Origin of the sequence: Sphingomonas sp. OTU376 (assembly GCF_038440415.1) — a bacterium.
GTDB classification, from domain to species: Bacteria; Pseudomonadota; Alphaproteobacteria; order Sphingomonadales; family Sphingomonadaceae; genus Sphingomonas; species Sphingomonas kyeonggiensis_A.
Genome location: NZ_JASATQ010000015.1, coordinates 1 through 25,126, shown reverse-complemented (window position 1 = coordinate 25,126; position 25,126 = coordinate 1). Strand labels below are relative to the sequence as shown.

Genomic DNA, 25,126 nt, shown 5'->3' with positions numbered 1-25,126 from the left:
GCAGGGTGCCGTTCAAAAAGAGCAGGCGAGCCACCCTATCGTCAACTGACTCTGCGTGGTGCCAGCTAGAGGAGCAGGGAGGAATCGACCCCGGGCGGAGCGCCATGGACTTGGCGGACCTTCAGGCTGCCGGGTGGGAGGATGCGGAGTATATCGGCTGCCGGTATCGCGGGATCCAGCCAAGCCGACCATTGGTCGCGAGCCAGAGGAATTATCTGGCGATGGTGATAGGGCGCGACGTCTGAGCCGGCGTCGAGAGTCAGCATCGTAAAGGCTTCGCCGACCTCCGGATGCTTGCGCCAGATGCCGGCAATAGCGAACCAGTCATGCTCCTCGAGCGTGAACAGCCATTTGTTCTGCCGCTTCTGTTTGGGGTCTTCCGCCTTGGTGAATTCGTAGAAGCCGTCCGTCAGGATCAGGCATCGGTTGGACTGGAATTCCCGGCTTTCCGCGCGATAATTGTAGACGGGCTTTCCCGTCGGCCCCGGCCAGCTCCATCTGCGATTGAGGAGAGCTCCACGCGCGCGGGCCCCCGCCACACCGGCGACGATCGGCGCGATATCGGTGATCTTGATGTCTTCGCGGGCTGCGACATTCGGCGTGCCCTCGGGCGTGTCGATCGCGATCTCGAGCTCGTCGAAATCCTCCATGATCGAGGCGATATCGACCTCGAGGCGATAGTCATTGCACATGGCGAGCTCCCGATTTGCACCTCGAGCATGTTCGCATTATGTTCTCACCATGCAAGCAAGGCCCTTCGAGTCGGATGCACCCTTTGGCAGCCGCAAGATCATCATCCGGCGCAATCCGCGCACGGGCAAGCCTCAGGCGATCGAAGCGAGCTGGGGTCTCGAGCCGTGGGAGCCGGAGGGCAAGCCGTTCCGCTTCATCCGTTCCGAGGGACGCAGCTTTCCGCATCAGCGCTGTCTCGTGCCAGCGAGCGAGTTCCAGGTAACCAATGGCGACCGCAAGTTCCGGGTCACGCTCGACGACGGCAACTTCTTCTATCTCGCCGGCATCTGGCGGCCTTCCTCGGGTGAGCGCGACGTCAGCTACGCGATCATCACGATCGAGGCCGGACCGGATATCTTTTTCTATCAGGAGCGGCAGGGCGCGGTGTTGCTGCGGCGGCAGAATATTGCCTGGCTCGACCTCGCTCAGCCCGAGTCCGAGCTGCTGCGCGCGCTGCCGAAACATAGTTTTCATATCGAGGAAGTGGGCCCGAAAGGGCTCGCCGATCGCCAGCGCATGCTGGCCTTCTGAAAGGGCTTACCCATGTTCTCGCAAACATCGCCGGTTGCAGCCGCAACGTCTCTCGGCAGCGCCACCGAGCGCCTGAACGCGGTGCCCCTTATCGGCGGGCAGATCGCGGCGGCGCTCGAAGTGCTGGCACTGCTGCCGGCGGCGCATCGCCAGGATCCGCAGTCTCAGGCAGCGGTGCTGCAAGCCTATGCGCGCGATGCTGGGTTTGCCGATGACGCGCTCGCAGGTGCGGCGCTCCACGCGCGCGTCACGGCGCTGGCGAAATGGACGGCGGCCCATGACCCGCTCCGCCAGTCCGACCCCGAGGCCATCGTCGAGGCGGCAGCACAGCATCCTCTGGTGGAAGGCGAAGCAGGAATCGGGTTCGAGGCGCCCGCCTTTCAGGAGATGATCCTCTTTATCGAGGAGCTGCCCTGGTAGGCTGGCACCTTATCGCTTCAACCGATTGGCCCGGCGCTACCGCGCAAGATAGGCCCGGACTGCGTCGGCGCTATTGCCGACGGCATCGACCGCTTCCTGCAAGCGCTCCCGGCTGACGCCGAACTTTTCCGTCCAGTAGGAAACTTCATACTCCTCGCCCATCGCGACGCGCGAGCTGTCTTGCGGTCCACGTAACGTCTTGTCGTCTGCCATGCTCAAGCTCCTCTTGTCTGATCTTCCAACCTTCCGGATTCTCAAGAGTTTCCCAATGCTTGGCGTGACACGGAACGAACCCGCCTTGAATTGAGTCTAGGGACGATGAAAAGGTCCGCTTCTACCGCACGTCGCGCGCGCCCAAAATCGGATCGGGTAAAGGTGCCGCCGCCGTTTAGGCCGGTACAGCTTGCCCAGCTTGTCGATGCCGTTCCTTCGGGCGACCGCTGGCTGCACGAAATGAAGTATGATGGGTACCGGGCTTTGATCGCGGTCGGCGGGGGCGAGGCGCGCGCCTATACGCGCTCCGGTCTGGACTGGTCGGACCGTTTCTCGGCCATTCTAAAAGAGGTTGCCGGGCTCAAGGTCGATTCCGCTTTGATCGACGGCGAGTCTGTCGTGCTGGACGCGAACGGCAAGTCGAGCTTCCAGGCGTTGCAGGGCGCGCTCAAGGGCGCGCCCGGTACGATCGACTATTTTGCCTTCGATCTGCTCGAGCTGAACGGCGAGGATCTTACCGGACTGCCGCTGCTCGAGCGCAAGGAAAAGCTGCGTGCCATCCTGCCGGAGGATAACCCGCACCTGCGCTACTCCGAACATATTCGCGGCAACGGCGAGAAGCTGCTCGCGAATTTTTGCAGCGCCAATCTCGAAGGCGTCATCTCCAAGCTCGCCACCGCAAAATATGTCGGCTCGCGCAGCGGCACCTGGGTCAAGACCAAGTGCATCAAGCGCCAGGAATTTGTGATCATCGGCTGGACGCCTTCGGACAAGTCGCGGACCTTCCGCTCGCTGATCCTGGGTATCCATGAGGATGGCGCGCTGCGCTATGCCGGCAAGGTCGGAACGGGGTTCAATACCGCCGAGCTGCTGCGTCTGATGGAGATCATGGCGCCGATCGAGCAGAAGGAGCCGACGGTGAAGGCGCCGCGCGCCGAGGTACGCGGCGCACATTGGTTGAAGCCCAAATTGGTCGCCGAGATCGCCTATACCGAGATGACCAACGAGGGCACGCTGCGGCATCCCAGCTATCTGGGGCTGCGCGAGGACAAGAAGCCCGAAGCGGTCGTGCTCGAGGTCGAGGCGCACGTCGAATCGGCTGCTGTGCCGGCAGCGTCCAGCGTCAAGATCAGCAACCGCGACCGCGTCATCTTTCCGGAATCGAGCATCACCAAGGGCGCGCTCGCCGACTATTATGCCGCGGTGGCGCCGATCATGCTTCCGTGGTGTGGGAGCCGGCCGATCAGCCTGGTGCGCTGTCCGCAGGGCCGTGCGAAGAAGTGCTTTTTCCAAAAGCACGATGCCGGCAGCTTCGGCGACACGGTCAAGCATGTCGGCATTCTCGAGAAGGACGGGCATGAGGAGCCTTATCTGTTCGTCGACACGGCCGACGGGCTGCTGACCTGCGTGCAGATGGGGACGATCGAATTCCATGGCTGGGGTGCCAGGATCGAGGATGTCGAGAAGGCCGACCGGCTGGTCTTCGATCTCGACCCTGACGAGGGGCTGGACTTCGAAGCAGTGCGAAAGGCCGCCTTCCATTTCCGCGACATCCTGAAGTCAATCGGACTCGAGACCTTCCCGATGGCGACCGGCGGCAAGGGCATCCACGTCATCGCGCCACTCGTGCCCAAGGCGGAGTGGGCCGAGGTGAAGGACTTCGCCCATCGCCTTGCCCAGGCGGTGGCGCAGAGCGATCCGGAGAATTTCACTGCCGCCTTGCCCAAGGTGCAGCGTAAGGGCCGCATCTTCGTCGACTATCTGCGTAACCAGCGCGGCGCGACCGCGGTGATGCCTTACGCGGTACGCGCGCGTCCCGAGGCGCCGGTGGCCGCGCCGATCACCTGGAAGGAAATGGAGACGATCGAGAAGCCGTCGCATTTCCATATCGGCGATGCTGCGGAGTTGGTGAAAAGGGCTGCATCCAAGGCGCTGTCTGGATGGGGACGCGCGGATCAAGTGCTGCCCGACCTGTAAAGTTCAGGAATACCAGCATACCACTCGGCATAGGGGGTGTTGCGCGCCATGCGGCAATTATAGTCCTCGGAGCCATCGCTCCACCACACTGGCCCGCGTTCGCCGAGCGCGCGCTTTGCTCGATCGACTGCAGCACGCGCACTGTTCTGGGCATCCGCGTCGGCAGCGCGGCGAGCCATTCCGACCGCCCGCCGCGCCGTCATCAATTCGTGAACCAGTTTTTCCCGCTCGTGCGCGGGAAGGGATGGGTCTGACATGCGCCAGAGCCGCCCGCGGACCACGAAATAACGCCCATCGGGCGTAACGGGATTTTTGCCTGCCGGGGGCATGTCTTCAAGGATCCCCAACCTTCGCCGCGGCGACCTCGCGTGCAGCATCGCAGACTGCCAGCCATCGGGCGCGGTCGGCCTGCGCATCGGGCAGCGCGCGATGGGCAGGCGCTTCGCCCGATGCGCCATTTTCGTGCCGCGTCAGGATCGCTTCGATCGCCGCTACGACATCTTCGTCGGCCAGCTTCGGCGCCAAAATCGACCAAGCGCATTCGCGCAGGGCCTCGGCGGTGCGGCGCAGCCTCAGGCTGTGGCGCGGATAGCCGGCGGCGCGCAGCAGGGCGCTGAGCCATTTGCCGTCCCAGGAAGGCGCGCTCGCCAGAAGATCGTGCCCCGTAAGTTGATCGATCATCCGCTGGGCGATGAGATCATGCGGCGTGCCATGCAGGGCGAGCGTCTCGCGCGTTATCCCATGAATTGCCTGGGCTTCTTCGTCCCAATCGATCCAGGCGGGCGCCGGACGGATCAGGTGCGTCTCGGAACGCCCGTCGGCGAATATCCAGGCGACCTCTATCGGATAGCTATGCTTGCCGAGCGACGAGGCTTCGAAGTCGAGAAAGACCAGCATGGGACCGGAACGCCTGCAGCACGACAAGGCTGCATATGTGAAGGGCCGCCCCTTTCGAGACGGCCCTTCCATTGTCATCCGAACGCGGACAGCTCAGCCGAGCCGGACCCCCGCGGTGGAGGTCATGCTCGAAGATCCTGCCGCGCGCGGCATGTGACAATGAGACATCTGACCACCTCCTTTCCGTTGTTGAACGATCAACTTGATGTGGGAGGCCGGATCGGATTTTCAATCGGTCAAGACATTGGAGCGGCAGGAATTTCGGCGATCCCTCATGATCGGATCGCCTCGACTTCAAGCGCCCTCGGCCGGAATCGCAACCCCGCTTGGCGGCGGCTCCTCGCCGAACACGCTGCGCCCGCCATAGCTGTGCGAATTGTGGCGTTCCTCCGCGATCAATGCTTCTACCGACGGACCGGTCGCGCTGGATTCCAACCGGCGCGCCTGGGCATCGAGTCGCCGGATCGCGTCGAGTTCCTCGCTGTGGCCGAGCCGGGCATGGCGGACCGCTGCCTTCATCACCGAGATCGTATGGTCGTAGACCTTGATCGGCACGGGATAGGGATGCCGGTCCTTGCCGCCGTGCACGAGCGAGAAGCGCGCCGGATCGCTGAACCGGCAGGGTGCGCCGTGCACCACCTCCGCGACCATCGCCAGCGCGCGCACCGTCCGGGCCCCGACGCCCGGCACGAGCAGCAGGTCGGCGAAATCCTTTGGCCCTTGCTCGGCGGCTGCGGCAAGCGCGCCGTGCAATCGGCGGCCGATGATATTCTCGGGGCGGACGTCGTGGTGATCGGGCAGCACGAGATGCGGCAGCAACGCCTGGGCATCGGGCGGGGCGGGCGCCACGAAGCGCGCGAGCTCGCGGGCGATGCCGTCGGGACCGATCGAGCCGAGCAATTCGAGCTGTCCTTGCCGCGATGCCTCGGCCCGCCGGTCGGCGAGATTGACGATGACGCCCTGGTCGCGCCCGTCGATCGCGGCGTGCGGCGCGTCGACGAAGCTCTCCAGTCCCTCGCTCAGCCAATGATAGCGTCGCGCTTGGCGGTGATCGCCATTCATGCCCTGCTGGACGATGACCCAGCGGCCCTCGTCGGTGACGATGAAGCCGTGGAGATACAGTTGGAAGCCGTCCTGGACGGCGGCGCTGTCGACCTTGGCGACGAGGCGGCTGGCATGGCCTAGAGCCGTGCCGTCGAGCCCGGTGCGCGCGCCGACGGTGAGCAGTTCGGCGGGCGTCGCGCGGCTATGCTTGCCGCGTCCGCCGCAGACATGGATGCCGAGTTCGTGCGCGCGGGGCGCCAGGCCACGCTTGAGCGACCCGAGCACGCTCGTCGTGATGCCGGACGAGTGCCAGTCCATGCCCATCACCGCGCCGAAACACTGGAACCAGAAGGGATGGGCGAGGCGGCGCAGCAATTCGTCGCGGCCATATTCGAGGACGATTGCCTCGACGAGGATCGTGCCGAGCTTGGTCATGCGCTCGCCGAGCCAGGCCGGTACGCGTCCCCCATGGAGGGGCAGGTCGGCGCTGCCGCCCCGGCGGCTCATGCCGGAAGCATCCCGCGACGCTCAACCCGCGGCCAGGCGATGATCTTAGAGGGCGGCTGCGCGTTCATGGCAATGCACATAGCAGATCGGGAACAGATTGTGAACAACGGGTCGAGCCAAGAAGGGAATGATGAGGCAATGGAGATCATCCGGTTGCCGCAAGGCGAGGCGGCTCCGGTCGACAGCGACTGCATCAGTGTCGACACGGTCGAGGGTGGATTCCGGTTGACCGGTTCGCTGCTCACCTCCGAGGAGGGCTTGCCGACCGAGAGCAGCCGGGTCAGCCGGCCATAGGCCATGCGGTCGGTCGAATAGACGAGCAGCCCGGTCTCGTCCGCCAGGTCGAGCCGGCAGCCGGCGATCGAGCGCACGCCCGTGGCGCGCTGCGCATCCCACGCACGGACGATTCCGGCGACCGAGTTGCGGTCGGCAATCCCGAGCGCAGGCATCTCGAGCATCGCCGCGGCGGCGAACAGCTCCTCGGGTGAAGAAGCCCCGCGCAGGAAGCTGAAATGCGTCGTGACCTGGAGTTCGACGTAGCGGGAAGCGGACATCGGGCTTCGCTTTCGGCAAAACATCGTTCCCTATATGTTCTTGTTCCGCGTGTCGATTCCAATCGCGCCGGCCCTGCCGCGCTTTCTCTACCGGCGATGCATCGGGGATCGGGAGACGCTGGCCGCACACGATAATTATGTGCCCCTAGCGGGCATTCGGCTGCGCCGAGCGTTGTTTCCTTACAATCGAGCAACGGAGCAGCAATGAAGCAGAATTTCGACGACCGGCTCCGCGACCTGGAACGGAGCCGCGCGCTCAAGATGGCGCGTTCGACGCATGCCTATGTCCGCGGCAACACCGCGAAATTCTACGAGTGGCTGGCGGACTCGCGCTCGGCGGCGCGACTGCCGGCCGGACCGGCGATCTGGATCTGCGGCGACTGCCACCTCGGCAATTTGGGCCCGATCGCCGATGCCGAGGGCAGGGTCGACGTGCAGATTCGCGACCTCGACCAGACCGTCATCGGGAATCCCGCCCACGACCTCATTCGCCTGGGCCTCTCGCTCGCGACCGCTGCGCGTGGCTCGGACCTGCCCGGCGTGACCACCGCGCAGATGATCGAGCAGATGGTCGAGGGCTATGCACTGGCGATGGCCGAGCAGGGAGAGGCGGAAACGCCAGAGCCCAACGTCGTGCGCGCGGTGCGGCGGCGTGCCCTTGGCCGACGCTGGCGACACCTCGCGGATGAACGGCTCGACGATGTCGAGCCGAAGCTGCCGCTCGGGAAGAAATTCTGGCCGCTCGCATCCGACGAGAAAGCGGCGCTCGACCAATTATTCGAAGATCCGGCCGTAACCGCGCTGATCCTGTCGCTGAGCGCGCGCGACGAAAGCGACCGGGTCCGTCTGATCGACGCCGCCTATTGGAAAAAGGGCTGCAGCTCGCTTGGCAATCTGCGCTTCGCCGCGCTCGTCTCGATCGGCGGCACGCGCAAGAAACCCGCGGAATATGCGCTGATCGACTTGAAGGAGGCGGTTCCCGCCATCGCGCCGACCGGCCATGGCCGCGCGATGCCGCGCGACCATGCGGAGCGCGTCGTGGCAGGCGCCACGGCGCTCGCGCCCAATCTCGGGGAACGGATGCTGGCAACGCACGTCCTCGGCAAGCCGGTCGTGCTGCGCGAGCTGATGCCGCAGGACCTCAAGCTCGAGATCGCGCAATTCTCCCGGTCCGAGGCAACGCGCGCGGCGCGCTATCTCGCCTATGTCGTGGGCCTCGCGCATGCGCGGCAGATGGATGCGAGCGACCGCGCCAGCTGGGGTCGTGCGATCGCGCGGCGCCAAAGCGCGAGCATCGATGCTCCGACCTGGTTGTGGGACAGCATCGTCGACCTCACCGCCAGCCACGAGGCGGGCTATCTCGAGCATTGCCGCCGCTACGCGCTTGCCCAGGCCGCGTAGCCCCATGGTGGCGCGGCGGATGTGCGGCGCGCGCGTGCCCAATTATTGGGTTGGCGCGTTGCGCTCCTCCATGCGCGAAGCGTGCGACGGTATTGAGAGGATAAGGCACTGAACGAGATTGCCGCATGGGTCGCCCCGGTCGCGACCATGATCGCCGCGATGATGACCGCCGCCAACCTCGGAGCTCGGCTGACCGGCTGGGGCTTCGTGGTCTTCACGATCGGGTCGGTGTGCTGGGTCGCGATCGGCCTGTCCTCCGGACAGGCGAACCTGCTCGCCTCGAACGCCTTCCTGACGTTGGTCAACCTGGTCGGGATCTGGCGCTGGCTCGGGCGCCAGGCAACCTATGAGGACGGCGCCGAGACAGCCAAGGCAAAGAGCCGCAAGGCGTCGGTGCCGAGCCTGTTCACCGCCACCGGGGTCGCGGGCATGGCGGTGGTCGACGCCGAGGGCGCGCCCCTCGGCAAGGCCGTCGAAGCGTTGGTCGAATGCCGGTCGGGCACGGTCAGCTATGTCGTGGTCGCGACCGGTGGTGTCGCGGGGATTCGCGAGGCCTTGCGCGCCGTGCCGCGCGAGGCGGTCGACTTCGGCTGCGACAAGCTCGCACTCACTCTTTCGCCGACCGCGTTCGAGGCGCTGCCTGCGCTGGACGGCGGCGATTGGCCGGCGGCCGCGGTGCCGCAGCCGGTGACGGCATGAGGATCGCCCACAGCGCGCTCCGGATCGCCGCTGCCCTGAAGCAGGACGATCTCGTCTATCTCGCCGATGACGAGCAGCAGGCAGACGCGCTTGCCGTCGCCCTGCGTTCGCTGGTGCCCGAAGAGCAGGTGATTTTTCTGCCCTCGAGCGACGCCCTGCCGGGCGACGTCGCGCCGCCATCGCCGTCCAACACCGGCAGGCGCGTTGCGGCGCTTCGAGCGCTGCGGCAGGCGCAGCAGCAAAAGGACCGCCCGCATTTGGTGCTGATCCTGAGCGGCGAGGCGGCCGCGCGGCGCTATCCGGCGCCAGAGGCCTATGACGGGGCGCCGCCTACGCTCCGCCCGGGCGATATGCTCGACGCGGAAGCCTTTGCGGCGCAGGTCGAGGCGCTTGGCTATTTCGCCGACGACCGCATCGACGAACCTGGCGAAGTCGCGATCCGTGGCGATGTGATCGACATTTTCCCCGCAGATGCCGGTCTCCCGGCGCGGATCGAGATCGCCGATGGCGCCATCGCCGCGATCCGCGCCTTCGACCCCCTGACCCAGCGCACCGTCGCCGAGCTCGACCTGCTCGAGATCGGCCATGCCGCCGAGCCGGCGCTCGTCGAGCCGGTTCCGATCCTCGCCCATATGAAGTCCGGCCTGCTCGCGCGATCGGACAAGGCGGACAAGCGGCGTGCGCGGTTCCTTCAGCTCGCAGCCGACACCGCGGGACGCGCCGGCGGCAAGGTCGATGCGATCGAGGAGAAAATCTGGGCCGCGGCGCTCGCGGACTGGCAAGGCGTCGCCTTCGACGATGCCATCGTGCCGATGCCGCGCTTCGTCGAGGCGCGCGGGCCCATGGCGGCATTCGTCCGCTTCGCCCGGCCGCTGCTGGAGGAAGGGCGCGCACTGGTGCTCGCCGGCAGCAAGCGCGACATCCGCTTCCTGCGCACGAAGATCGCGCGGCGCCTCGCGCTCGACCTGGTCGATCTTGTCGGTTTTGCCGATATCGAGGCACTCGCTTCCGGCGCTGCAGGCAGCATCGACATGCCCGTCGATGGCGGGTTCGTCGACGACCGGTTGGTCGTCGTCGCGGCCGCCGACATCCTTGGCAGCCGCGCGCAACTCGAGGATGCGCCCGTCCATGTCATTGACCCGTTCGCGGCCGCTGGCACTGAGATCCGCCTCGGCGATGTCGTCGTCCATGAGGATCATGGCGTGGCGCTGGTCGCGGGGCTTGAGCCCGTGCCTGAGGGCGGCGGCGAGCCGGGCGAGATGATCGCGCTCGAATATGCCGGCGGTGCACGCCGCCTCGTCACGATCGACGCTGCCGACCGGATCTGGCGTTATGGCGCGGACGCCGATGCCGTGACCTTCGACAAGCTCGACGGCTCGTCCTGGAACAAGCGCCGCGCGGCGATCGACGAAGCCGTCAACGAGAGCGCGCGCGGGCTAGCTGCGCTCGCCGAGGCGCGCGCGACGCTGGAGGCGCCGGTGATCGAACCTGACGCGTCCGCCTATGAGCGCTTCGCGGGCGGCTTCGCATTCAACGAGACCGCAGACCAGGCGCGGGCGATCGCCGCGGTGCGCGCGGACCTTGCCAGCGGCAAGCCGATGGACCGGCTGGTCGTCGGCGATGTCGGCTATGGCAAGACCGAGGTGGCGCTGCGCGGCGCCGCGCTCGCCGCGCTCGCCGGCTATCAGGTGATCGTCGCCGCGCCGACCACCGTGCTGGTACGCCAGCATCTCGAAGGCTTCGCCAAGCGGTTCGAGGCGACGGGAATCAAGGTCGCCGGACTGTCGCGCCTGTCGAGCGCTGCGGAGAAGAAGGCGGTCAAGACCGGGCTTGCGGACGGTTCGATCCAGATCGTCATCGGCACGGGCGCGGTGATGGCCAAGGACGTGCGCTATGCCAATCTGGGTCTCGTCGTGATCGATGAGGAACAGCGCTTTGGTGCAGCCGACAAGGCGCGGCTGCGCGGCTCGGGCAAGACGCATCTGCTGTCGCTCAGCGCCACGCCGATCCCGCGCACGCTGCAGATGGCGCTGATCGGGCTCCAGCAAGTGTCGATAATCGCCACGCCGCCGGCCCGGCGCCAGCCGATCCGCACCAGCCTCGACCAATATGACGACGTGCGCATCCGCACCGCGCTGTTGCGCGAGAAGGGCAGGGGCGGGCAGAGCTTTGTCGTCGTGCCGCGGATCGAGGACATGGCCAAGCTCGCCGAGAAGCTGCGCCGCATTGTGCCCGACCTCGCGCTGGTCGAGGCGCATGGCAAGATGCCGGCCGCCGAGATCGACGCGGCGATGGTCGACTTCGCCGGCTGCAAGGGCGATATCCTGCTCGCCACCAACATCATCGAAGCAGGGCTCGACGTGCCGAGCGCCAACACGATGATCGTCTGGCGCGCCGACCGCTTCGGTCTCGCCCAGCTCCACCAGCTGCGCGGCCGGGTCGGGCGCGGCAATCGGCGCGGACAGGTGATCCTGCTCACCCAGGCCGAGGACGCGATCGGCGAGCGCACCTTGAAGCGGCTACGTACGCTTGCTAACCATGACCGGCTCGGAGCGGGCTTCGATATCAGCGCCGAGGATCTCGACATGCGCGGCGCGGGTGACCTGCTCGGCGACAACCAGGCCGGGCACATCAAGCTGATCGGCACCCAGCTCTACCAGTATCTGCTGAGCGCGGCGCTGCGCAGCGCCCAAGGCGAGACGGTCGAGCGCTGGTCGCCCGAATTACATCTCGGCATGGGCGGCTTTCTTCCCGAAAGCTGGATTCCCGAGCCCGATGTGCGGCTCGGTCTTTATGTGCGGCTGGCGCGGATCGAAGATGATGCGGGGTTGGACGCTTTCGAGGAGGAATTGCTCGATCGCTTCGGGCCGTTGCCGCACGAAGCCGAGGCGCTGATGGCGCGTGGCCGCATCCGCTTGGCCGCGCAGGCGCTGCGGATCGAGCGCATCGACGCCGGTCCCGCCGCGATTGCGCTCACGCCTAGGACCGAGTTCGACGCCGATGCGATTGGAGCAGGGTTGACCGAAAAGGATGGCAGGCTCGTGCTTGCCGAGGCGACCGACGAATGGAATCGAAGCGAGCGGATCCAGGCCTTGCTGGAATTGCTCGCGTCCTGACCGGCTCCCCCCAAGACCGACGGACAATGTCTTTTTCAGAAGCATCGTCCCGGCGGCTGATTTATGTTGCAGCGCAGCAACTATCGGCCGGCTAGTCCGTTTGGCCCATACGCCAAGCTGACGCCGCTTGGCGACTTCGGCTCCAACCCCGGTGCGCTCGATGCCTATTTCTATGTGCCCGATACCGCGGGCGCGCACGCGCCGCTGGTGGTTGTGCTGCATGGCTGCACTGAGAATGCCGCCGGCTACGATGATGGTTCCGGCTGGTCGCAGCTCGCCGAGGAACAGGGCTTCATTCTGCTCTTTCCCGAGCAGCGCCGCGCCAACAATATGAACCTGTGCTTCAGTTGGTTCGAGCCAGGGGACAGCCGGCGCGATGCCGGCGAACCCCTGTCGATCCGCCAGATGATTGGCGCGATGGTCGATCGCCACGGCGCCGATCCCGACCGGATCTTCATCAACGGCCCGTCCGCCGGCGGCGCGATGACCTCCGTGATGCTGGCGACCTATCCCGAGCTGTTCGCCGGTGGCGCGATCATCGCGGGGCTGGCCTTCGGTTCGGCCGGCAGCGTGCCCGAAGCCTTTGATCGGATGCGCGGCCATGGCGGGCCGGGGCAGGCTGCGCTCGCGGCGGCCGTCCGTTCCGCCTCGCCGCACCGCGGACCCTGGCCGATCTTATCGATCTGGCATGGCAGCGCCGACCATACCGTCGTACCTGCCAATGCCGATGCCATCCTGGTGCAGTGGCAGGCAATCCACGGCGTTTCCGACGATGCGGTGGAAACCGGGATGGCCGATGGCCATCCCCATCGCGTGTGGCGGGATGCGCGCGGGCGCCCGGTGCTCGAGGAGTATCGGATCGCCGGCATGGGCCATGGCACGCCGCTATCGACCCGTGGCGACGAAAGCTGCGGCGCGAGCGCCCCGCATATGCTGGAGGCGGGGATTTCCTCGACCCGGCGGATCGCACGCTTCTGGGGACTGGCCGCGCCGGTTCGCGCGCCGTTCGTGGATCGACGCGCGGTTGGATCCCATCCCATCCCATCCCATCCCGGCGCCGGCGCCCGCGGCGGCCGCGGGTGCGTGCGCAACCGCCGCTAGATACCCCGAGCGGGTTGCTGGCGGCGGCGTCGGGCAAGTCATCGAGAATGCACTGCGCGCCGCCGGGCTGATGCGAGGACGCGCCGACCCGGCTGAAAGCATTCGCCGCGCCGGCCAAAGCGAGCCCGCGTTCTCCGCGCTGTCCGGTCTGGGCCATGAAGCTTACCGCGCTTCGGCATCCACGGAGGCGCTGGCGGCACGCTCTTCTCGGCGCAGGATGAGGACGCGGCGCTCATACGCGTGCGCGAAGTCGAGATGCTTGCGGTAGCGCGGCGGGTCGGGCGCGTTTTCCGCCTTCTCCCGCTCCTCGCGCGCGCGGCGCGCGAAATAGTCCACATCCGATTCCCGGTTCATCGTCTTCCCATGGGTCGATGCTTGAACGCGCGAGATAGAAAGCGGGTGCCGCTCGCTTCAAGAACCTGGATCATTGTACGGCTAGGCGCCGGGCATCCCGCACTCAAGCGAAGGCACCGTGGATGAACCAGGTCATGGGGTCCGTCGCACCATGCTCGCCGTCGCCCTGGCGGAACAGCCAGTAGCGGCCGCCCCCTTCGACCTCGACCTGGAAATAGTCGCGCACGGCAAAGGGCTGGCGCGCCTCATGGCCTTGGCCGCGCCAAGATTCGCCGTGCAGCCGCTCGGGACCGTCGGCCTGGACGACGCGGTAGCGCTTGCGTCCCCAGAGGAACATTGCCGGCGGGTGGTCGGGCAGCATCGCGGTGACCTGGATCGGCTGGGGCGGGTCGAGCAGGCGTCCGGGCCGCGGCAGGTCGTCCGCCCAGCGGCGGCTCGACGCAGCCTCCATCGCGGCGGCTTGCCCTACCGAGCGCTCGGGCATGCCTCCGGCCCGAGGCTGGGCGCGGTAGAGACTCGCCTGGCCGAAGCGGTTGGCGAGCGCATCGACCAGCGCGCCGAGATCGGCCTTGCGCTCGGCGCCCGCCGCCAGATCGGCCTGCGCCGCCGCGAGCGGCTCGACGAGCGGGGCGACCAGCGTCATCGCCTCGATGCCGAGGCCGGGCTCGACCTGATCGATCCGGGCGACAAGCAGCTTGGCGAAATGCGCAGGATCGCGGCTGGGCGCGGCGGTGCCGACGCGAACCGCCTGCGTGCGCCCGTCGACGCGGTGGAAATAGCAGTCGAGCCGGCGGGCGCCGCGGCCGAGCGCCACGAGCTGGTCGGCAAGATCGCCGGCGAGATCTCCGATCACTTGGGCAAAGGCCTCGGGCGTGACGATCGGCTCGAGCAGGCTGCGGCGCGCGCGCGGCACCCTGGGCGGGTAAACCGGCTCAAGCGCTTCGCCGGCATGGCCGAGCGCCTGGTCAAGGCGCTGGTGGAGCGTGCGGCCGAAGCGGCGGGCGAGGGGACCGCGCGGCGTGCCGAGCAATTGCTCGACGCGCTCGAAGCCGAGCTTGCGCAGGCCGTCGATCGTGCCCGGATCGAGGCGCAGTGCTGCGATCGGCAGCAGCGCCATCGCCTTGCGCTGGTCGCCGGAAAGGATCGACACCGGGCGGCCGGCGGGCACGTGGCGCGCGACCGCGTGCGCGCAGCCGGGCGTGTCGGCCGCGGCGATCTGTACCGCGAACCCTGCGCGGGCGATGCGGCGATGCAAGTCCTTGAGCAGCGGCCGCTCGCCGCCGAACAATGCCTCGCAACCGCCGATGTCGATCCACACGCCGTCGGGCGGGTCGGGAGCCACGAACGGCGAATAGCGCCCCGCCCAGAGCGCCAGCCGGTGGAGCGCTACGAGATCGGCGGCCGGGTCGGCATCGATGACGGCCAATTCGGGCACCAGGCTGCGGGCCTTGGTGACGGTCATGCCCGGGCGGATGCCGGCGGCACGCGCCGCCGCGTCGATCGCGGCGACGACCTTGCGGCCATGATCGGGCAGGGCGGTGGCGAGCGGCGTATCGGGCGCGAGGCCGGCCTCAGCTTGCCCGGCGCCGCTCTTCCGCCGCAGCCGGTCGGTCGACCAGCTGGGCAGGTAGAGCGAGACGACCCTGCGCATCGCAGGCCTCCATGATCCAGGATCGGGGTTCGCCCCCGCGCACGCGTTCGAGCTGCACGTCCCAGCGCGGCCGGCCGAGACTGGGAATGCCCAAGGGAATGCTCGGCGCCGCGAGCACGCGCCAGCGCGTCATCGCGGCGGTGCCTTCGCCCGTGCCCTCGATCGGCGCTGCACTGCGGAACACGTAGGCCGGGACACCAGAGCCCTCGGCGGCGAGCTGGAGCCGCTTCGAGGCGGTGGTCGAGAGTTTGGCGACCTCGCCGACCACGCCGGCATGACGCAGGCACTCCTCCATTGCCAGCAGGACGTTGACGTCGCTGCCCGCCTCGACATGGATCACCCGGTCGGGCGCCAGGCCGGCCAGGTCGAGGGCAGGGGCGAACAGGTCGCGCCAGCGCAGGCACCAGAATACCGGGCCGTCGATCCGCGCGAGGATGCCGGACAGGAAGATCGTCGCGGCGGCATCGTCGCATAACTCGGGGCTGCCGGCCACTTCATGCAGCGCGCCGGTGGCGAGGCCACTCCCCGGCAGCCAGCCGTCCAGCGCGTCGATCCCGAACAGCACCGACGCATGGCGCTGGCCGACACCTTCGATGGCGGCGATGCGCGAGCGCAGCTGGGCGATGACGGCGGGCTGACCCATGGGATGGCTAGACTCAAGAACGAGGTGATTCGTTCCTTGTTTGTTCCCAATGGGATGAACGAGTCAAGCGAGCCGTGCAAGACGGGAGGGTCAGGGGCCTTCGTGCAGCGGGTCGGTGCCGGGCTCGGGCGCTTCTACCGGGCTCGCGCGCAGGTCGTCGACGGGCTCGCCGAGCGCGGCCGCGATCATCCGCTGCCAGACCGCAATGTCGCCCGCGCGCTCCATCTCGGCATCGGGCTCGCGCAGCGTCTTGAGCACCGCGATCGCATCGTCTTCGAATTCGTGCCACTGGCTGTCGACCGCGCCTGCCGCATGGGCATCGTCGCCGTCGGCATTGGCGCTGAGACGCTGTCCGGCCAGCACCCGCGCGATCCGTTCGACCGCGCCCGTCGTTGCAATGTCCATATCCTGCTCCTCCACCGCGTTCCAACGATTGCCGCGCCCGGCGTTGCGGAGAGCCGGGCGCGCAACGGGCCGCGATCTAGTCGCCGCCGCCCTGGCCGCGCAGATAGGTCTGGACGGCATGCGCGTCGCTGCCGACCGCGCTGACCGCCTCCTCGAGCTGCGCGCGCGTCACCGAATAGCGGTCGGCCCAGCGCTCCGCGGCTGTCTCGTCCTCCGGGTCGATCGTGGTGGCCTTGCGATCGGCGATGCCCGGGTCGCCAGCAGTACCTGCGCCGATCGCCGGGTTGCTCGCGGCTGTGGCCGCGTCGGTCTTGCCACCGCCCTGGTCGGCCTCGCGCGAGATCGCGTTGGTGTAGGCGGCCCCCTCGTCGGCGATACCGGCCTGCTCGCTCTCCTGAGCGGTCTGCTCGGGATCGGCTGGTCCGGTATGGGCTGGGTTGCGGTCCGACATCTGCGTTCTCCTCGCCAGAACCAACCGTTGGACGCAGTCCGGGTTCCTGCGCACGACGCGCGAACCGACCCATTTTCAACCAGTTGGCAGGGCGCGATCAGCCGCTGGGACCGGGCCCGGTCTCACCGGCAACCTTGATGTCTTCGGCCGAACCCGGGATGCGCGAGGGCTCGATGCTGTCGTCATCGCCGCCCGACTGGTTCGCAGCGTCCTTCTCGGCTTCAGACTGAGAGAAATCGGCTGCGCTGCGCTCATCGTCGGGCCCGGCGCTGACTTCGGCCAGCGGATCCTCCTCGCCGGTCTGAGGAATGCCCTGATCGTCCTCGACGGGCGAACCAGGCTTCGGCGCGGAGGGAGCGCCGGAACCGTCGACATTCGCGTCGTTCGTCCAGCGGCCGTCCGGCGTCGATGCGGTGCCGGTGACGTTGCGCGAATCCGCAGGTTCGAGTTCGCCGCCATGGCCCGGCGCCGGCGCATCGCCGCTCCAGCGTCCGTCCGGCGTATGGGCCGTCCCGGTCACGTTTCGCGAGTCCCCGGGCTCCAGTTCGCTTCCTCCGGCCATTGTCGCTCTCCATCAAACGCCGCGTCGAGGCGGCCTGGTTTCAAAGCGCGCCGACGGCGTCGGGAGTTCCGGCGATCGCGTCCATCGGCGCGCGGTCAAGGGCGAGCGGAACGCGGGGCCGCTTCGAAACGTCTGTCTCGCGTGAAGATCGCGACCTACAATGTGAATGGCGTCAACGGACGCCTGCCGGTGCTGCTGCGCTGGCTGGAGGAACGCCAGCCCGACATCGTCGTGCTGCAGGAGCTGAAGGCGCCGCAGGAGAAGTTCCCCGAAACGGCAATCCGCGACCTGGGCTATGATGCGGTCTGGCATGGCCAGAAGAGCTGGAACGGCGTCGCGATGCTCAGCCGGGTCGGCGAGATCCACGAGACGCGCCGCGGCCTTCCGGGCGATCCCGACGGCAGCCAGAGCCGCTATATCGAGGCGGCGGTCAACGGGCTGCTCATCGGCGGGCTCTATCTCCCGAACGGCAATCCGCGGCCGGGCCCCAAGTTCGACTATAAACTCCGCTGGTTCGACAAGCTCATCGAGCATGCCGCGGGGCTGCTGGAATTGGGGCTGCCGGTAATGCTCGCCGGCGACTTCAACGTCATGCCGACCGAGCGCGATGTCTATAAGCCGGAGCGCTGGCTCGACGATGCGCTGTTCGCGCCCGAGGTGCGCGAAGCCTTTTTCCGGCTGACCGGGCAGGGCTGGACCGATGCGCTGCGGACGATCCACCCGGACGAGACCATCTATACCTTCTGGGACTATTTCCGGAACGCCTATGGCCGCAATGCCGGCCTCAGGATCGATCACCTGCTGCTCAGCCCGATGCTGGCTGACCGACTCGTCGACGCGCAGGTCGACATGCATGTCCGCGGCTGGGAAAAGACCAGCGATCATGCGCCGGTCTGGGTCGAGCTTTCCGACAAGCCCAAGCGCAAGCGGCGCCCGTGACCGCCAAGCCGCATCCGCTCGCCGACACGGTGCCGATGGAGGCGAAGCTCGTCGAGGCGTTGCCCGTGCAGGGTGCGTGGCAGTTCGAGCCCAAATGGGACGGCTTTCGCGCGATCGCCTCGCGCCTGGGCGGCCATGTCGAGCTGCGCTCCAAATCGGGCAAGTCGCTGGCGCGCTATTTTCCCGAGATCGTCGCGGCGCTGCTGGCGACACGGTCCGATGACTATGTCTTGGACGGCGAGCTGATCCTGCCAATGGGCGGCATCCTGTCCTTCGATGCGCTGCAGGCCCGGCTGCATCCGGCCGAAAGCCGGATCCTGCGCTTGTCGCACGAGACGCCGGCGCAATTAATGCTGTTCGACTGTCTCGCGCTGGGCGGCACCGGACTGGCCGACCGGCCGCTCGCCGAACGCCGCGCGGCACTTGAGCGCTTCCATGCGCGTGACGGCAGCGCGATGCTGCTGCTATCGCCCCACGCCTCCGACCTGGCGGGCGCGCAGGCTTGGCTCGCCGCCAGCGGCGGGGCTCTCGACGGGGTCATCGCCAAGCCGCTCGACCAGCCCTATCGGCCCGGCGAGCGCGCGATGCTCAAGGTCAAGCAGCACCGCACCGCGGACTGCGTCGTCGGCGGCTTCCGCCGTGCCAAGGACAGCCAATCCGTCGTTTCGCTGCTGCTCGGGCTCTATGATAAGGCTGGGCTGCTCAACCATGTCGGCTTCACCTCCGCGCTTGCGAAGCAGGACCGTGCCGCGCTGACCGAGCGGCTGGACGCGCTGATCGCGCCGCCTGGCTTCACCGGCAAGGCACCGGGCGGGCCGAGCCGGTGGAACGACGGCAAGGAAAGTGAGTGGCTGCCGCTCAAGCCCGAGCTGGTCGTCGAGGTGAGCTTCGACCAGGTCACCGGCGACCGCTTTCGCCACGGAACCGGCCTTGTGCGCTGGCGGCCCGATAAGGCGCCCCGGCAATGCCGCATGGAGCAGCTCGACTATGCGCTGCGGCCTTCGGAACTGGCGGATATCAGCGGACCGCGCGGGTGATCCGTGCTTCGTCGACATCTTGCGCGAGCCGCTCCACAGACAATTGTGGCCTCGCTCACTTTTTGCCGTCGCGAACGGCGCGTGCCTGCTTGTCGAGCTTGTCCGCCTCGCTATCGGCATTCCCGCGGATCTGATCGCCCCGGCTCTCGAGCGCCGCAGCATCCGCGTTCCGCGTCCTGCGATCCGCCGCTTCCACTTGGTCCTGCGCTTGGCCCTGACGCTGGTTCGGTCCATCGCCTGAGACATTTTGCCCGTTTGCCAGCGCCTCTGCCTGGTCCTTTTCGCGGCCCGCGCGCTCGTTGGGTCCCTGGCATGCGCCGAGCGCCAGCGATGCCAGGATCATTGCCGCCAGCGCCGCGCTCCGCATCAGCGTCCGGCCTGGGGTGACGCGCCGGAGCGCCCGTCCAGAGGCGGCTCTCCGGCGACCGCCTGCCATGCCTTGCCGATGCCGTACTGGACGGCCCAGCCAAGCGCATAGGTGGCGAGGACCGGTGCCAGGAAGCGAATCGCACTTTCGGCGACCGTCCCGACGATCGCACCCTTGATCCCGCTGTCGCCATCCTGACGGTCGATCGCGGCGCCGATCAGCGCGCCCAATAAATTGCTCATCGCCATACTCCTTTTCTGCAAAGCGCATGCGGGACGGGCAACGTTCCGCGCGGCGCGAAGCCCCGGCGAAGGTTTCCGGACTGGGCAGGGCCAGATCGTCCGCTTCGGCGCTAGGCTGGCGTTAGGGGAGGCCTGAGCGCGCGGCGATTTATTTCGGAGCGCATGCGCCCGCGTTCGATTCCAACGGGTTATAGCTTCACAATCCGCCGCACGAGGGAATGCGTCCTGTCGATCTCGCATCGACAGATGGCGTGCGCCTGCACGACGCGCGGCGTCACCGAGAGGAAAATTCATGAAGCTCTATATTCTTGCCGCGCTGGCGACCATCGCCAGCACCGGCGCGATCGCCCAGGACCGCCAGTCCTCGCCACACAACCCGGCCGTGAAGGACAGCCGCGTCCATGCAGTCGCCCGTCCGGCGCGCGGGCATAGCTCGTTCACCCAGAGCCAGGCCCGGGGACGCATCGCCAAGGCCGGCTTCACGAAAATCAGCGGCCTTCGCAAGAACAATGACGGTGTCTGGCAAGGCCGCGCGATGAAGCACCGCCGCCCGGTGACGGTGATGCTCGACTTCAAGGGCAACGTCACTTCGCGCTGATTCATTGCATTTCAGGAGTATTGAATATGACCAGGACCATCACACGCCTGTTCGACGACTATTCGGACGCCAAGACCGCGGTGACCGAGCTCGAGCGCATCGGCGTTCCCCATGACGATCTCAGCATTGTCGCCAACGACGCGCACGGCAGGCACAGTGCCGACCGAGGCGACAATGACGGTATGAATGAAGATGGCGACGTCACACGCGGCGCCTCTGCCGGCGCCGCCATCGGCGGCGTGGGCGGCCTGCTCGCCGGCCTTGGGCTTCTCGCGATTCCCGGCCTCGGCCCGATCGTGGCTGCCGGCTGGCTGGCATCGACCGCAGTCGGTGCGGCGATTGGTGGCGCCGGCGGCGCGGCCACCGGTGGCATCGTCGGCGCGCTGAAGAATGCGGGCCACACCGATGAGGAAGCCGGCGTCTATGCCGAGGGCGTCCGCCGCGGCGGAACGCTCGTCAGCGCGCGCGTCGAGGACAACCTCGTCGGCGAGACCGAGGCGGTGCTCGACGGCAATCGCGGTGTCAGCGCCGGCGCCCGCGGATCGGACTATAGGCAGTCCGGCTGGACCGGCTTCGATCCGGACGCGGTGCCGTATAGCACCGGCGAGATCGACAGCCATCGCGCTGCCTATCGCCGCGAGCCGACCGTGATGTGATCGATGGGGAGGCCGGCCATCGCGCCGGCCTCCTTACGCCACGCATTGCCGCGAACGCGGGCCGGCGCGCCGCACCGGCGCCTCCAGCCTGGGTCAACCGACCTGACCTCCGTCAGCTGACGAGGTTTGCACGGTCGCCGATTTGGATATGCCGTGCGGCGCGCCGGTGCAGCGAATTCGGGAGGTGCTCCGGCGTGATGAACGTCGCGGCGATTGATCGGTTAGCACCAGATGTCGGACATATTCTACTGGCCTCCGGAGCCCTATATCTCGGCGCTGGTCGGGATCGGCGTGCTGATCGCGCTCGTCGCGTGGCTGCCGCTTGCCTTGAAAAGGCTGCCACTGTCGCTTCCGATCGTCTGCATCGCGATCGGTGCTGCCCTGGGCCATTATGCGCCGACACCGGTGGTGCCCTTGCCCAGCGCGCATCCGGTCTTCGTCGAGCACTTCACCGAGCTCGTCGTCATCATCGCGCTGATGGGGGCCGGGTTGAAGATCGATCGGGTGTTCGGCTGGAAACGCTGGGCTGTCACCTGGCGCCTCCTGGGGCCCACGATGCTTCTGACGATAGGCGGGGTTACCTTGATCGGCGTTTGGGTGCTTGGCCTGCCGCTCCCGCTCGCCATCCTGCTCGGTGGGGTCATGGCGCCGACCGACCCGGTCCTTGCGGCCGATGTCCAAGTCGGCCCACCAAAGTCGGGCGAGGACGACGAGGTGCGTTTCGGGCTCACCTCCGAGGCGGGCCTGAACGATGGACTGGCCTTTCCGTTCGTGAATCTCGCGATAGCGCTGGCGGCAGCGAGCATGACCGGCGAAGCCTGGGCCACGAAATGGGTCCTTCATAGCGTGATCTGGGAAATCGGGGCCGGGGCCGGCATCGGCTGGCTGGTCGGCCAATTGTTCGGATGGATCACGTTCCACATTCCGGCCGAGAGCAAGCTGGCGCAGACCGGCGACGGCGTGATCGCGATCGCGGCGACGCTGATCACCTACGGGCTCTGCGAGATGGCGCAGAGCTATGGTTTCCTCGGCGTCTTTGTTGCCGCCATGGCCATTCGGCATGCGCATCGCAGCCATGAATTCCAGCGCGAAATGCACGACTTCACTGAGCAGATCGAGCGGATTGCAATGATGGCGGGTCTGCTGCTGTTCGGTGGCGCCCTGGTGAGCGGCCTCCTGGCACCCCTCGGCTGGCCGGAGATACTTGCCGCCGGTATCATCTTGCTCGTGGTGCGGCCGGTGGCCGGCGCGATAGGCCTTCTAGGCTTCAAGGCCGGACGCAGCGAGAAGATGACCCTGGCCTTTTTCGGGATCCGCGGCGTCGGCTCCTTCTACTATCTCGCTTACGGTCTGAACCATGTGGAAGGGGGAGATCAGAGCCGGCTCTGGGCATTGTTGAGCCTCGTGGTCCTGGTCTCGATCCTGCTGCACGGGCTTACGGTCACGCCGGTAATGCGGTCGCTCGACCGTCATCACGGGCGCGATCCGGATGCGGACGAAAGCTCCCCTGGCCACGCCGCTTAGCCCAACTTGCTTCCGTCATGCGCCCCTCTCGCAGGGCTGAACGATGGCGCGATGTCGCTGTGCCCTGCGGTCGCGCGTAGCGGACATCGCGCGAGCGCTATGGCGTTTTCTGTCCGCGTCCGCGGACTGGCGAGGTGGGCGTCGCATCCCTGTGGTCCCGCCGCGGCGCGCCGCAAGCCGGGCGTTGCCCGGCTCCTCCACTGCGTTGCGGCCCTGCGGGTGCGGCCCGCCTCGCCCGGCGGGACCGGCGGTCCTGCTCCTGCCGCCCACCCCGCCATTCCGGCCCGGGTCGCGGTGTTTTTAGCAGGAGGAGGGCAGGGCGATGCGTCTGAACCGCAAGGGCCGTGTCCGCTTGGCGCGGTTGGAGGCTGCTGTGGCGACGATGGAGGACATCACGCGCGAGATATTCCTGATGCTCCGGGTGGACGGTCTGGCCTATCCCGAGATCGGCGCGCGGCTCAGCCGCTCGAAGGGCAGCATACTGCGCTGCCTCCCAGTTCAGCTTGCTCCAGATGTCATAGGGGTCGAATTGCGCAATCAGCCTTCTGGGCTCCTTGGCCCAGCGGTGATCGCGCGGTGAACGCCTGCCCATCTCAGGCCTCCTTACCCTTGGCCGCTTCGTCCAGGCCCATCTTCATGATCGGCTTGCCACCCGCGGCCAGCTCCATCAGGCTATCGTTGATCTGCATGATCAGATCAGTGAAGAACCTCTCGACGATCATGATGTCCAGAAGCGAGACTTCGAGGATCTGACCGGCGGTGTGCTGCATGCCGAGCCAGGGCTGGTCCGCCACCAGATCACCGAGACGCTGGGAGACGAGGTTCTCGCCATGGACAAGCAGGTTGCGAAGCTCCGAGATCGTCTCGATGGTTCGGCACCAGTCGTCGATGTCGCTCTCGGTATAAGCACTCGACCTCTTGAGGCCCGTCCGCTCCCAGAACGCCCTGAACACCCTGTGCAAGCCGTCGTAGATCCGCTTTCGGCGCCAACCCGTCATCCGCTCGGCCCATGCGGCGTTCCAAGCGGCTTCCTGCTCCGCGCCTAGCGTGCGATCGCGATAGAGACGGCGTTGTTCTTTGTGCACCCCTGGCTGGTGGTGGTGACGGCGTCACTCAGCCCGAAGTTCTTCAAGTTGGAATCCTGCCCGAAGATGATGCAAGCCTGCCCCCGTTGCCAATGCGCGGCCCGATTTTTTCATGGAGCGCTCGGTTTTTAAATCGCAAAGCCTCGGTTGGGGGGCGGAGTGCTGGAAAACGACATGGCGTCGCCGTCCGATGTCGAACGGCGATTCCGCCGTATTCGGCTCTAGATGCGGGCGATTAGTTGCCGCGTTTTTATCGTCAGCGGCTACCTTAACGAATGGCAGCTCACCGCGGCCGCCTCTCTGAGACGACTAGTCGGCTAACCTCCAGAGTTGCTCATTTCCGAGCCGATTACCCCAAAAACACGAACTTCCGCTTCAACCGAAACCTACCGCTTCGCCTTATGATCGCGAATGGCGGATTTGTCCCAGTTTCGGCCGTCAGGTCATCGCTGCGCCGGGCTGAATGAACGGCAGGTTTCGGGATTACGCCGAAGCCGGCCGAACGGCTGAGATTGGGGCGCATTTTTGCCCGGCGGCTTCCGCCAGCAGCAGCTAGTCGGCTCTTGGGCCGCTTCCCGCCTGTCCCCTATTGAGCAATCGCGCAGGGAAAGCCGACCTTCGTTCATCTCTCTGCTTAAGCCGCAAGATTCACAACCGGTCGTTCGCAAGCGCCCCTAGCCGCAACTTCGAACAGGCTGAGAATGTCGCTCAAACTTTAAATGCTTGAGGGAAGGCACGACGCGTGGCTGACACGCTTGACCAAAAGTAATGTTCCATGTTTGTTCTATTCGCTGCATCCAGCGAGCAGATTCAGGGATAGGTCATGCCGGCGTCCGCCCAACCGACATTATCCGATATGCTTGACAGCTGCGACGCCGGCATGGGATGCGCGACTCTTCTTCGATTCCGCGACCGATCCGTCCGTGCTGGCGTGCGACATTGTCGGCGACGATCCCGAGGGGTTCGACCTTGCGAGAGTGGGCTGCTTCTCCGCCGTGCTACGGGGCGACGACCCCGTCGAGCATGTGCTGCTGAGCGATGGTCTGCATCGTCTTCGACTGGATGTGCGGGGTGGGACGGTTACGCATGCCCCGGTTTGCTTTCGCTTTGTCTTCGACGGACTGCGCAAGATCGACGCTCCGCTGCTGACATTGCAGCGTTTGGTCGCCGTCGGTCGGCGGGCCCTCGACGCCCGAGAGGCCGGTGCCAGCCAGCGCGATGTGGCGGAGACCCTGTTTGGGGCAGACCGGGTGCGCGCGGACTGGGCGGGATCGTCCGACTATCTGCGTTCGCAGGTCAGACGCATGCTTGCCTTCGGAACGCGGATGCGCAGCGGTGGCTGGCGCGCCTTGCTTGCAGGCACCGGGTAAGTGATGCCGGTGGGGGGGGGGGGGGGGGGGGGGGGGGGGGGGGGGGGGGC

The 25,126-nt window shown here is 66.9% G+C and carries 26 protein-coding genes and 2 pseudogenes; 14 read left to right on the top strand and 14 right to left on the bottom strand.

Translation table 11 applies throughout. The features are described 5' to 3' along the window. Positions 1 to 65 precede the first annotated feature (65 nt). Positions 66 to 692, bottom strand: a complete 627-nt coding sequence (locus AAHM44_RS08650; protein ID WP_342249720.1) for an SOS response-associated peptidase — start codon at positions 690 to 692, stop codon at positions 66 to 68. A gap of 49 nt (positions 693 to 741) precedes the next feature. On the opposite strand from AAHM44_RS08650, the gene AAHM44_RS08645 reads away from it, so the two are divergent. Beyond that, positions 742 to 1,263 (top strand): SOS response-associated peptidase family protein, encoded by a 522-nt coding sequence (locus tag AAHM44_RS08645; protein ID WP_342249719.1) that lies wholly within the window; start codon positions 742 to 744, stop codon positions 1,261 to 1,263. 12 nt (positions 1,264 to 1,275) lie between these two features. Continuing rightward, the gene (locus tag AAHM44_RS08640; RefSeq protein WP_342249718.1) at positions 1,276 to 1,683 is read left to right on the top strand and encodes a hypothetical protein; all 408 of its coding nucleotides are present in this window, start codon (positions 1,276 to 1,278) and stop codon (positions 1,681 to 1,683) included. Positions 1,684 to 1,719: 36 nt separating this feature from the next. Here AAHM44_RS08640 and AAHM44_RS08635 read toward each other — a convergent pair whose 3' ends face one another. Continuing rightward, positions 1,720 to 1,896, bottom strand: coding sequence for a DUF3606 domain-containing protein (locus tag AAHM44_RS08635; protein WP_342249717.1), 177 nt, complete (start codon positions 1,894 to 1,896; stop codon positions 1,720 to 1,722). A gap of 165 nt (positions 1,897 to 2,061) precedes the next feature. On the opposite strand from AAHM44_RS08635, the pseudogene ligD reads away from it, so the two are divergent. After that, positions 2,062 to 3,873 (top strand): annotated as a pseudogene (ligD, locus tag AAHM44_RS08630) (DNA ligase D); the annotation flags it as partial. A 333-nt stretch (positions 3,874 to 4,206) separates the two neighbouring features. Here the strand turns inward: ligD and AAHM44_RS08625 are convergent. From AAHM44_RS08625 to AAHM44_RS08615, 3 genes and pseudogenes are all read right to left on the bottom strand, one after another. Then, entirely contained in the window at positions 4,207 to 4,770 is a 564-nt protein-coding gene (locus tag AAHM44_RS08625; RefSeq protein WP_342249715.1) for a 3'-5' exonuclease, read from the bottom strand. A 294-nt stretch (positions 4,771 to 5,064) separates the two neighbouring features. Next, positions 5,065 to 6,321, bottom strand: coding sequence for a DUF763 domain-containing protein (locus AAHM44_RS08620; RefSeq protein WP_342249714.1), 1,257 nt, complete (start codon positions 6,319 to 6,321; stop codon positions 5,065 to 5,067). A gap of 257 nt (positions 6,322 to 6,578) precedes the next feature. Then, positions 6,579 to 6,875, bottom strand: a pseudogene (locus tag AAHM44_RS08615) (PHP domain-containing protein); the annotation flags it as partial. A 204-nt stretch (positions 6,876 to 7,079) separates the two neighbouring features. Between AAHM44_RS08615 and AAHM44_RS08610 the strand changes: the two are divergent. The 4 genes from AAHM44_RS08610 to AAHM44_RS08595 all read left to right on the top strand — a co-directional run bounded on the left by AAHM44_RS08610 (position 7,080) and on the right by AAHM44_RS08595 (position 13,192). After that, positions 7,080 to 8,276 carry a DUF2252 family protein gene (locus AAHM44_RS08610; RefSeq protein WP_342249713.1) on the top strand — a complete coding sequence of 399 codons (1,197 nt, stop codon included), beginning with the start codon at positions 7,080 to 7,082 and terminating at the stop codon, positions 8,274 to 8,276. A gap of 162 nt (positions 8,277 to 8,438) precedes the next feature. Further along, on the top strand, positions 8,439 to 8,975 hold the full coding sequence (locus tag AAHM44_RS08605) for a PRC-barrel domain-containing protein (protein ID WP_342249712.1): 537 nt from the start codon (positions 8,439 to 8,441) through the stop codon (positions 8,973 to 8,975). Then, entirely contained in the window at positions 8,972 to 12,091 is a 3,120-nt protein-coding gene (locus AAHM44_RS08600) for a DEAD/DEAH box helicase (RefSeq protein ID WP_342249711.1), read from the top strand. Before AAHM44_RS08605 ends, AAHM44_RS08600 begins: the two co-directional genes overlap by 4 nt. Before the next feature lie 63 nt (positions 12,092 to 12,154). Beyond that, entirely contained in the window at positions 12,155 to 13,192 is a 1,038-nt protein-coding gene (locus tag AAHM44_RS08595; protein ID WP_342249710.1) for an extracellular catalytic domain type 1 short-chain-length polyhydroxyalkanoate depolymerase, read from the top strand. Between the two features lie 162 nt (positions 13,193 to 13,354). Here AAHM44_RS08595 and AAHM44_RS08590 read toward each other — a convergent pair whose 3' ends face one another. The 6 genes from AAHM44_RS08590 to AAHM44_RS08565 all read right to left on the bottom strand — a co-directional run bounded on the left by AAHM44_RS08590 (position 13,355) and on the right by AAHM44_RS08565 (position 17,216). Beyond that, the gene (locus tag AAHM44_RS08590; protein ID WP_342249709.1) at positions 13,355 to 13,546 is read right to left on the bottom strand and encodes a hypothetical protein; all 192 of its coding nucleotides are present in this window, start codon (positions 13,544 to 13,546) and stop codon (positions 13,355 to 13,357) included. Between the two features lie 103 nt (positions 13,547 to 13,649). Beyond that, positions 13,650 to 15,197, bottom strand: a complete 1,548-nt coding sequence (locus AAHM44_RS08585; RefSeq protein ID WP_342249708.1) for a Y-family DNA polymerase — start codon at positions 15,195 to 15,197, stop codon at positions 13,650 to 13,652. Further along, on the bottom strand, positions 15,118 to 15,840 hold the full coding sequence (locus AAHM44_RS08580; RefSeq protein WP_342249707.1) for an ImuA family protein: 723 nt from the start codon (positions 15,838 to 15,840) through the stop codon (positions 15,118 to 15,120). Before AAHM44_RS08580 ends, AAHM44_RS08585 begins: the two co-directional genes overlap by 80 nt. 90 nt (positions 15,841 to 15,930) lie before the next feature. Then, positions 15,931 to 16,245, bottom strand: coding sequence for a hypothetical protein (locus tag AAHM44_RS08575; RefSeq protein ID WP_342249706.1), 315 nt, complete (start codon positions 16,243 to 16,245; stop codon positions 15,931 to 15,933). Between the two features lie 76 nt (positions 16,246 to 16,321). Beyond that, entirely contained in the window at positions 16,322 to 16,696 is a 375-nt protein-coding gene (locus tag AAHM44_RS08570) for a DUF3606 domain-containing protein (RefSeq protein ID WP_342249705.1), read from the bottom strand. A gap of 97 nt (positions 16,697 to 16,793) precedes the next feature. Beyond that, the gene (locus tag AAHM44_RS08565) at positions 16,794 to 17,216 is read right to left on the bottom strand and encodes a hypothetical protein (protein WP_342249704.1); all 423 of its coding nucleotides are present in this window, start codon (positions 17,214 to 17,216) and stop codon (positions 16,794 to 16,796) included. A gap of 183 nt (positions 17,217 to 17,399) precedes the next feature. On the opposite strand from AAHM44_RS08565, the gene xth reads away from it, so the two are divergent. After that, the gene (gene xth / locus AAHM44_RS08560; protein WP_342249703.1) at positions 17,400 to 18,197 is read left to right on the top strand and encodes an exodeoxyribonuclease III; all 798 of its coding nucleotides are present in this window, start codon (positions 17,400 to 17,402) and stop codon (positions 18,195 to 18,197) included. Next, positions 18,194 to 19,234 (top strand): ATP-dependent DNA ligase, encoded by a 1,041-nt coding sequence (locus tag AAHM44_RS08555; protein WP_342249702.1) that lies wholly within the window; start codon positions 18,194 to 18,196, stop codon positions 19,232 to 19,234. The genes xth and AAHM44_RS08555 overlap by 4 nt, the downstream gene beginning before the upstream one ends. 55 nt (positions 19,235 to 19,289) lie before the next feature. Here AAHM44_RS08555 and AAHM44_RS08550 read toward each other — a convergent pair whose 3' ends face one another. After that, positions 19,290 to 19,577 carry a hypothetical protein gene (locus AAHM44_RS08550; RefSeq protein ID WP_342249701.1) on the bottom strand — a complete coding sequence of 96 codons (288 nt, stop codon included), beginning with the start codon at positions 19,575 to 19,577 and terminating at the stop codon, positions 19,290 to 19,292. Positions 19,578 to 19,600: 23 nt separating this feature from the next. Further along, entirely contained in the window at positions 19,601 to 19,843 is a 243-nt protein-coding gene (locus AAHM44_RS08545) for a hypothetical protein (protein WP_269575805.1), read from the bottom strand. Positions 19,844 to 20,135: 292 nt separating this feature from the next. On the opposite strand from AAHM44_RS08545, the gene AAHM44_RS08540 reads away from it, so the two are divergent. From AAHM44_RS08540 to AAHM44_RS08525, 4 genes are all read left to right on the top strand, one after another. Further along, positions 20,136 to 20,441 (top strand): hypothetical protein, encoded by a 306-nt coding sequence (locus tag AAHM44_RS08540; protein WP_342249700.1) that lies wholly within the window; start codon positions 20,136 to 20,138, stop codon positions 20,439 to 20,441. 26 nt (positions 20,442 to 20,467) lie between these two features. Continuing rightward, positions 20,468 to 21,097: a hypothetical protein gene (locus tag AAHM44_RS08535; protein WP_342249699.1), complete on the top strand. Its 630-nt coding sequence runs from the start codon at positions 20,468 to 20,470 to the stop codon at positions 21,095 to 21,097. Between the two features lie 231 nt (positions 21,098 to 21,328). Then, complete coding sequence (locus AAHM44_RS08530; RefSeq protein WP_342249698.1) at positions 21,329 to 22,621, top strand: cation:proton antiporter; 1,293 nt, start codon at positions 21,329 to 21,331, stop codon at positions 22,619 to 22,621. A gap of 322 nt (positions 22,622 to 22,943) precedes the next feature. After that, positions 22,944 to 23,201 (top strand): sigma factor-like helix-turn-helix DNA-binding protein, encoded by a 258-nt coding sequence (locus AAHM44_RS08525; RefSeq protein ID WP_342249697.1) that lies wholly within the window; start codon positions 22,944 to 22,946, stop codon positions 23,199 to 23,201. Positions 23,202 to 23,214: 13 nt separating this feature from the next. On the opposite strand, the gene AAHM44_RS08520 is transcribed toward AAHM44_RS08525, so the two are convergent. Next, positions 23,215 to 23,706 (bottom strand): hypothetical protein, encoded by a 492-nt coding sequence (locus tag AAHM44_RS08520; RefSeq protein WP_342249696.1) that lies wholly within the window; start codon positions 23,704 to 23,706, stop codon positions 23,215 to 23,217. An 860-nt stretch (positions 23,707 to 24,566) separates the two neighbouring features. Between AAHM44_RS08520 and AAHM44_RS08515 the strand changes: the two genes are divergently transcribed. Next, on the top strand, positions 24,567 to 25,076 hold the full coding sequence (locus tag AAHM44_RS08515) for a DUF2285 domain-containing protein (RefSeq protein ID WP_342249695.1): 510 nt from the start codon (positions 24,567 to 24,569) through the stop codon (positions 25,074 to 25,076). Positions 25,077 to 25,126: the final 50 nt, after the last annotated feature.

What these genes read in the sequence shown, in the direction of transcription:
- AAHM44_RS08550 (WP_342249701.1), bottom strand. Translation starts at nt 19,577, where the DNA reads ATGATCCTGGCATCGCTGGCGCTCGGCGCATGCCAGGGACCCAACGAG.
- AAHM44_RS08610 (WP_342249713.1), top strand. Translation starts at nt 7,080, where the DNA reads ATGAAGCAGAATTTCGACGACCGGCTCCGCGACCTGGAACGGAGCCGC.
- AAHM44_RS08620 (WP_342249714.1), bottom strand. Translation starts at nt 6,321, where the DNA reads ATGAGCCGCCGGGGCGGCAGCGCCGACCTGCCCCTCCATGGGGGACGC.
- AAHM44_RS08535 (WP_342249699.1), top strand. Translation starts at nt 20,468, where the DNA reads ATGACCAGGACCATCACACGCCTGTTCGACGACTATTCGGACGCCAAG.
- AAHM44_RS08530 (WP_342249698.1), top strand. Translation starts at nt 21,329, where the DNA reads ATGTCGGACATATTCTACTGGCCTCCGGAGCCCTATATCTCGGCGCTG.
- AAHM44_RS08625 (WP_342249715.1), bottom strand. Translation starts at nt 4,770, where the DNA reads ATGCTGGTCTTTCTCGACTTCGAAGCCTCGTCGCTCGGCAAGCATAGC.
- AAHM44_RS08580 (WP_342249707.1), bottom strand. Translation starts at nt 15,840, where the DNA reads ATGGGTCAGCCCGCCGTCATCGCCCAGCTGCGCTCGCGCATCGCCGCC.
- AAHM44_RS08590 (WP_342249709.1), bottom strand. Translation starts at nt 13,546, where the DNA reads ATGAACCGGGAATCGGATGTGGACTATTTCGCGCGCCGCGCGCGCGAG.
- AAHM44_RS08600 (WP_342249711.1), top strand. Translation starts at nt 8,972, where the DNA reads ATGAGGATCGCCCACAGCGCGCTCCGGATCGCCGCTGCCCTGAAGCAG.
- AAHM44_RS08640 (WP_342249718.1), top strand. Translation starts at nt 1,276, where the DNA reads ATGTTCTCGCAAACATCGCCGGTTGCAGCCGCAACGTCTCTCGGCAGC.
- AAHM44_RS08635 (WP_342249717.1), bottom strand. Translation starts at nt 1,896, where the DNA reads ATGGCAGACGACAAGACGTTACGTGGACCGCAAGACAGCTCGCGCGTC.
- AAHM44_RS08585 (WP_342249708.1), bottom strand. Translation starts at nt 15,197, where the DNA reads ATGCGCAGGGTCGTCTCGCTCTACCTGCCCAGCTGGTCGACCGACCGG.
- AAHM44_RS08545 (WP_269575805.1), bottom strand. Translation starts at nt 19,843, where the DNA reads ATGAGCAATTTATTGGGCGCGCTGATCGGCGCCGCGATCGACCGTCAG.
- AAHM44_RS08605 (WP_342249712.1), top strand. Translation starts at nt 8,439, where the DNA reads ATGACCGCCGCCAACCTCGGAGCTCGGCTGACCGGCTGGGGCTTCGTG.
- AAHM44_RS08650 (WP_342249720.1), bottom strand. Translation starts at nt 692, where the DNA reads ATGTGCAATGACTATCGCCTCGAGGTCGATATCGCCTCGATCATGGAG.
- AAHM44_RS08525 (WP_342249697.1), top strand. Translation starts at nt 22,944, where the DNA reads ATGCGTCTGAACCGCAAGGGCCGTGTCCGCTTGGCGCGGTTGGAGGCT.
- AAHM44_RS08595 (WP_342249710.1), top strand. Translation starts at nt 12,155, where the DNA reads ATGTTGCAGCGCAGCAACTATCGGCCGGCTAGTCCGTTTGGCCCATAC.
- AAHM44_RS08645 (WP_342249719.1), top strand. Translation starts at nt 742, where the DNA reads ATGCAAGCAAGGCCCTTCGAGTCGGATGCACCCTTTGGCAGCCGCAAG.
- AAHM44_RS08570 (WP_342249705.1), bottom strand. Translation starts at nt 16,696, where the DNA reads ATGTCGGACCGCAACCCAGCCCATACCGGACCAGCCGATCCCGAGCAG.
- AAHM44_RS08540 (WP_342249700.1), top strand. Translation starts at nt 20,136, where the DNA reads ATGAAGCTCTATATTCTTGCCGCGCTGGCGACCATCGCCAGCACCGGC.
- AAHM44_RS08575 (WP_342249706.1), bottom strand. Translation starts at nt 16,245, where the DNA reads ATGGACATTGCAACGACGGGCGCGGTCGAACGGATCGCGCGGGTGCTG.